At 38.9% G+C, this 6,122-nt stretch carries 7 protein-coding genes and 1 other RNA gene; 3 read left to right on the top strand and 5 right to left on the bottom strand.

Translation table 11 applies throughout. The features are described 5' to 3' along the window. Together L2748_RS06295 and L2748_RS06300 are read right to left on the bottom strand one after the other, a co-directional pair. Window positions 1-213, bottom strand: a complete 213-nt coding sequence (locus L2748_RS06295; RefSeq protein ID WP_220782953.1) for a hypothetical protein — start codon at window positions 211-213, stop codon at window positions 1-3. 89 nt (window positions 214-302) lie between these two features. Further along, window positions 303-1,109, bottom strand: a complete 807-nt coding sequence (locus tag L2748_RS06300; RefSeq protein ID WP_220782954.1) for an SAM-dependent methyltransferase — start codon at window positions 1,107-1,109, stop codon at window positions 303-305. A 457-nt stretch (window positions 1,110-1,566) separates the two neighbouring features. On the opposite strand from L2748_RS06300, the gene L2748_RS06305 reads away from it, so the two are divergent. Next, entirely contained in the window at window positions 1,567-2,061 is a 495-nt protein-coding gene (locus tag L2748_RS06305) for an outer membrane protein assembly factor BamE (RefSeq protein WP_220782955.1), read from the top strand. A 71-nt stretch (window positions 2,062-2,132) separates the two neighbouring features. Here L2748_RS06305 and L2748_RS06310 read toward each other — a convergent pair whose 3' ends face one another. After that, a complete protein-coding gene (locus tag L2748_RS06310) occupies window positions 2,133-2,465 on the bottom strand; it encodes an RnfH family protein (protein ID WP_220782956.1) in 333 nt (110 codons plus the stop codon). Then, window positions 2,462-2,893: an SRPBCC family protein gene (locus L2748_RS06315; protein ID WP_220782957.1), complete on the bottom strand. Its 432-nt coding sequence runs from the start codon at window positions 2,891-2,893 to the stop codon at window positions 2,462-2,464. The genes L2748_RS06310 and L2748_RS06315 overlap by 4 nt, the downstream gene beginning before the upstream one ends. 194 nt (window positions 2,894-3,087) lie before the next feature. On the opposite strand from L2748_RS06315, the gene smpB reads away from it, so the two are divergent. Together smpB and ssrA are read left to right on the top strand one after the other, a co-directional pair. Beyond that, complete coding sequence (gene smpB, locus L2748_RS06320) at window positions 3,088-3,582, top strand: SsrA-binding protein SmpB (protein WP_220782958.1); 495 nt, start codon at window positions 3,088-3,090, stop codon at window positions 3,580-3,582. A gap of 110 nt (window positions 3,583-3,692) precedes the next feature. Then, window positions 3,693-4,048, top strand: a transfer-messenger RNA (tmRNA) gene (gene ssrA, locus L2748_RS06325). Window positions 4,049-4,405: 357 nt separating this feature from the next. On the opposite strand, the gene L2748_RS06330 is transcribed toward ssrA, so the two are convergent. After that, entirely contained in the window at window positions 4,406-5,734 is a 1,329-nt protein-coding gene (locus L2748_RS06330; protein ID WP_220782959.1) for a diguanylate cyclase, read from the bottom strand. Window positions 5,735-6,122: the final 388 nt, after the last annotated feature.

Genomic DNA, 6,122 nt, shown 5'->3' on the forward strand with positions numbered 1-6,122 from the left:
TTACTTGTCGTTGATAAAAACAACTAAGAATTCTTTGATTTTATTTTCGCCCGATAAGCGCTTAAGCTCTGCGCCATCACCAGAAAGCACCGCCTGAACTTCATTATCATTTAGGCCATTAGCCTGCATCACACCTTGAGGATCTTGCTTATACTCCTCTAGCAGCTTGGCATCAGAACCTAACTTCTCGAAAAACTGATTAAACTTTGACATTTTTATTCCCTTAATTAAATGAACATTATTGGTTGGTTATATTTATCCACATGCTGGCGGTAATTTTTGTTTAACGGTTAGCAGCTCTGTTAACCTAAATCTTCAGCTGTTATCCCAAGTTTAGCCAATATCTCATGGTTAAACTCAAGCTCCCGCGACGGCGGAATGAGCAAGGTAGTGATAGATGAAAGCTGCGCAAATGGTAATTTTTTCAACGCAATCCTCTCTATTCTTGGAGTTTGAGTCGGTAAATTTGGCGCTTCATAAAGCACTATTTCATGTTCAAGCGGATACCACTCATTAAGTTGCTCCACTAACACCTGCAACCTGTCTGATGAAGTATGAAATTCAGTTAAAGTGTGCTCACCGGCGATACCTATTTGCCACAACAAGAGATGTGTTGTTGGATCTGGCGTATGTTTATAAAACATAAACTGGCTAGCTTCGAAGCTTTGATGACCAGAAGCACCGGGATCAATACCAACATCGGCCCAAAGGCACGCTTCTGCTGAAATACCTGGCTCCATCTGGGCGGCATAGCCTTCTTCTTTCGCTTGCGCAATAGCAAAATGCGAAACACATGCAAACACACCTGGGTGACCATAAAGTGCACAAACCACTTTTTTACCTAAACGCACTTGGTCCAAGATTGCCGCAACCATCTGTTTATAAGTGTCACGGCGGTTTTTCACTTCGCCCTCTTGCGCGTAATAAGGCTGAAGGCTACGCACATCTTGATTGAGTGACTCCAGCCAGTGTTGAGCAAATCCGTCTGGCACTAACGAAAAAACCACATCAGCATGTTCGATATAACTTTTGCTTAATACACTAATTTGTCCAGCCAAATTTAGGCCTGTGCCTACGCACACTAACGTGCCTTTTTTACCTGCTTCCATTAATTAGCTGCCTATTACCCTATTCATCATGATTGCGACTAGCAATTGCATTTACTTCGCTACGTCAACGACAAAGCATTATCACATTACGTTAACACAATAAATGCCTAACCAAAACAGAAACTAACAGCTATTTTAACGCGCTACAATGTATAAAAAGTGCTTTCTTTTTTGTGCACCTAGGGAAAATTTAGCAATACTGGAGTCTAGTAGACTTTAGTTTGAAATATCCCATGACATCATTTCTAAACCACTAAATGCAAATACAACACCCCCGATTGTTTGGAACTATTTTTCATATTTAGACTCCATAATAGTGGCGGATGTAGATTGATGTTCAATCTTGTAAATAATGTATAGAATCATGCTCCAAGCACACCTTAACGCGATTGCCCTTGTCATAAGGGGGATTGCTTGGGTATTATGACCGACAGATTTTGATGAAGTAGCGCATTCAATGACAATTAAAAAGAAAAGTCTTACCCTTTTGGGCGCTGCTGCGCTCACATTATCACTTAGCTCTTGTGGTGTTTTTGACTATTTGATCTATAAGCCTGATATTCCTCAGGGTAACTATATGGAAAAACAGCAAGTCGAGAAGCTACGCATCGATATGACTAAAGAGCAAGTAGAATATGTACTTGGTCGACCTGTGTTAAGAGATAGTTTCTCTGATGACACATGGTATTACGTTTACCATTATAAAAGTGGTCGTGATGCAAGCATTATCCATAAAGAGCTTATTCTTAACTTTAATGGCGATATACTTGCTGAAGTAACGGGTGACTATGAGCTCAGCCCTGAATTTGATGTCCCGCTTAATGAAAGCAAACTGCCAGAGATTAATACGCCTGAAGGCGACCCATTAATCCCAGAGCAGCGCCCACAGGCTGAACCTTTAATCGAAGAAAAAGCTACTCAACCAGAGACGCTTTCTGAAAAATTTGAGTAATTGACTCAAACAAAATGAACAATAAAAAATGGCGGCTCTTTTACAAGTGCCGCCATTTTTATGAAAAATAACTAAAGTTTACTGCCTGTGATTTTGTTTATCCGGCCATCCTCTTTTGCCTTTTCAGCACGCTTACGACGCACATCTTTAGGATCGGCAATCAAAGGTCGATATATTTCTACTCGTTGCCCAGGTTGCAGAACTTCATCATGTTTAACTAATCGGCTAAATATCCCGAGCTTGACCGTATCTAAATCTATCTCAGGAAAATAACGCTGCATATCGCTGAGTCTTACCGCTTCAATACACGTCGTTTCAGGCGGCACATGAACTTGGATAAGCTTTTGCTGTTTAGGCAGAGCATAGATAACTTCAACCAAAAAACCTGCTTGTTCATTACTCATTTGTAGATCACCTTTGCGCGATTCGTAAAGGCCGTTACCATCGACGCCATTAGTTCTTTAAACACTTTTCCAAACGCAAGATCAGCAATCGAGCTAGAAAACTCAAAGCTCAGCTCAAACTCAACCTTACAAGCATCGTCGGTTAATTCAGTAAACTTCCACTCACCGAACAGTTCTTTAAAAGGGCCATTTTCAAGCTGTAATTGAATACTCTTACCCGGAACCACTTGGTTACGAGTGGTAAAGGTCTTGCTTATCCCGGCTTTGGCGACATCTACCGAGGCAACCATGGTTTTACCATCAAACTCAATAACCTTGCCACCTACGCAACCAGGTAAAAACTCTTTATAAGACTCAACATCATTGACTAAGTCATACATCTGCATCGCACTAAAGCGAACTAAGACACTGCGAGAAATTTGCGGCATTGACGATAGATACTCGATAAATTAAATTCGAAAAGTCGATTTTAGCATGAACACAAAAAAACGCATCTTTGATACAATAGACGAGCATTAAGCGACTAAAAAGCAAACAAACTCGCCTAATTATAATAGAAAATACCTAATAAATTGATATCGCCAATTCCATATTTACCCGGCGTGAGTATAATGACTGTCCTATGGCTAAGAAAAACGCAAAAAATTCAAAGAACGATTCAGCGACTATCGCACGTAATAAACGTGCTAACTTCGACTATAAGTTTGAAGAGAAGCTAGAAGGCGGCCTGTCTTTAATGGGATGGGAAGTAAAGTCTATTCGTATGGGCAAGGTTAACTTGTCTGAAAGTTACGTTTTCCTCAGAGAAGGCGAAGCTTTCTTATACGGTTGCACTATCGCACCACTCAATACAGCATCAACTCATGTGGTTTGTGATCCTATGCGTTCACGTAAGCTACTATTGAAGCGTAAAGAACTCGATAAGTTACAAGGTTTGGTTGACCGTAAAGGTTACTCAATCGTACCGATTTCGATGTATTGGCAAAAAGGTGCATGGGTTAAAATCCAAATTGGTTTAGGTAAAGGTAAGAAAGATCACGATAAACGTGAAGATACCAAAGACCGTGAATGGCAGATTGAGAAATCTCGCACAATGAAAAAGGCAGTTCAACAGTAAGTTAGCACAAACTTCTTACTGATAATGGTCGTATAACGAACAATCGATTCGTAATGTGGTTTTTCTTCTTGTTAAAACAAGAGATGACGCGTTACAATCAAATTGTACTTGGGGGCGATTCTGGATTCGACAAGATTCTCGAAACCCTGGGAGCATGCCGAGGGGCGGTTGGCCTCGTAAAAAGCCGCAAAGTTATAGTTGCAAACGACGATAACTACGCTCTAGCAGCTTAGGCTAGCTAGCCATCTTGCTCACGTTTCTCAAATGGGCAGAGTAATAAGATGGTCACCTTTACATTTGATAGCGAGGGAACCACGTTCAGGGGTGAACCGCGAAATAGTACTGGACTCGCCAATTACAATCCTGTCTTTCGGAGTGTACTTGGTTAACCAATAGAAAGACTAAGCATGTAGCGCCTTGGATGTAGGCTTTTTGGACGCGGGTTCGAGCCCCGCCGCCTCCACCAACACAAGGTTAGCAATAACCTTCAAAGGCCGCTAAATCCTAACCAGGTGGATTTAGCGGCTTTTTTGTATCTATAGCTTTCTAAAAACCACTTTTTCCACACTACTAGATTCAACATCATCCATTTAGGTATTATGCCAATCGGTATAAACACTTGGTCGCTCAGTGAAAGTGTTGCGGCTTAGAGGTAAGATGATTAAGTACTCCAGCGATAATGACATTACTACATTCATTCTGCTTGAGGCGAGTGAATAGCATAGTTATTATCGCTTTAGCTCCCTCTTTGTTTATTTAGAGTCTCTGACTCATAGTCGCCAAAACATACTTTGAGTAGCTTACACTCTTATACTGATTGGTATTAACTAACACAAACGCGATCTCTTCCTTGTTGTTTCGCTTTATACAGTGCTTTATCAGCTAGTGTTAGTGCCGTTTTCATCTCACACGTATCGTGAAAATATGCAACACCAACGCTCATGGTTAGCGTCAGCTCTAAAGCGTTTACGATAAAGAGCTCCTTGGATATCATTGTCTTTAAAAGCTCGCATTGAATTGTTGCGTCTTCAATGCTTGTTAAAGGCATTAGCAATATAAACTCTTCTCCTCCACTTCTTGATAAGACAAAGCTATCTGAAATGTGCATTTTACAAAGGTTAGCAAAACCTACCAAGACACCATCACCAACATCATGACCATAGGTATCGTTAACTCTCTTAAAGAAATCAATATCAAAAATAGCAACAGAGCCATTTGTAACTGAATTATCAAGATGACTAATTCGGTGTTCAAACCCTCTTCTGTTAGCCAAACCTGTCAAATAATCAGTATAGGCTTCATTTTCTAATATAAGCTTCTCTCTCTCACTCCCTTTATACTTTTTGAAATATCTAAATGAAGGTGTAAAAATCACTAAAAATAGTACTAACAATGAAATAAATACAAATATCTTAATATATATTTCTGACTTACCTTTCGATATAGTTAGTTCCCATTTTGTATTAAAAACACTAACCGTATCTGACAGTTTATCTCCCGCAATAATTCCCCGGGAACTTATAATTTTATCGTAAGGGACTTTGCTATCAGGGTTATAACCGGATAAGTCATAATCATTAATCCCATAGAGCCTTAGTACATCATCGATATTGCTAAGTATAGATTCTAAATAAACTACTGAAGATGTTAGCCCCCAAAATTCGTTTCCATTTCGAATAGTTCTTCTAACAATAAAAGCTTGCTTGTCATTTTGGACTAACTGTACTGGGCCAATTATTGTAACTTCCTTGTTTAAGATGACCTCCAAACTACCAAGCTTTCTATTCTGGTCACTTAACACATCATGTCCAATAGCTTTTATATTATCAGCATAAGGATAAGCATAGGAGGCAACACCATTTGGCAGTAACAGTATTGAATCTACAAACTCATAATCTTTTAGCAGCGCTTTTGCAATTCGGTCAAATTCTCTAACTGTTAAGTTACTTTCATCTGATACTTCAATCATCTCCTTTAGCACTTCAGATGATATCAATGCGCCATTAAAAATAGCCCCCATTACTTTATTTAACTCTGCAACGACTAAGGATAAACGCTTCTCATCTTTAACTTTATCTAATGAGTAAACAATAAATTCAGAAACTAGTATTAGTGTCATAATAAAAATAAAGACAAAGAATCTATTCAGCATAACCACGTTCCACTAGAAAGGTTAAACAAAAGCTAATTTAGCTCTATATAAAAACATCCTCGAGTTAGACAATATAACCACCTACTTAGTCGAACTTTAAGAAGCTGTGCATTATACGTACAGCATGCTTTTTGTCGATATATATCTAACTGATTCCTTCTGAATTTAAATCCATAAAATAAGTTTGTAACATATGCATCTACTTGATAAACACAAACAATAGTAAATGTAACAATCACAGCAGAACTAGATATGCAATAATCTTCAAATGCTATTAAATTTTACTTAGCGGGATATAATGATCCCTGCCACTACTTTTAGACACTCCACTAAGTAAGTACAATCACCATTGAGGTACTTATGAAAACAAATAAACCACGTAAAACTC

It is taken from the genome of Shewanella sairae (genome assembly GCF_023283535.1).
GTDB classification, from domain to species: Bacteria; Pseudomonadota; Gammaproteobacteria; order Enterobacterales; family Shewanellaceae; genus Shewanella; species Shewanella sairae.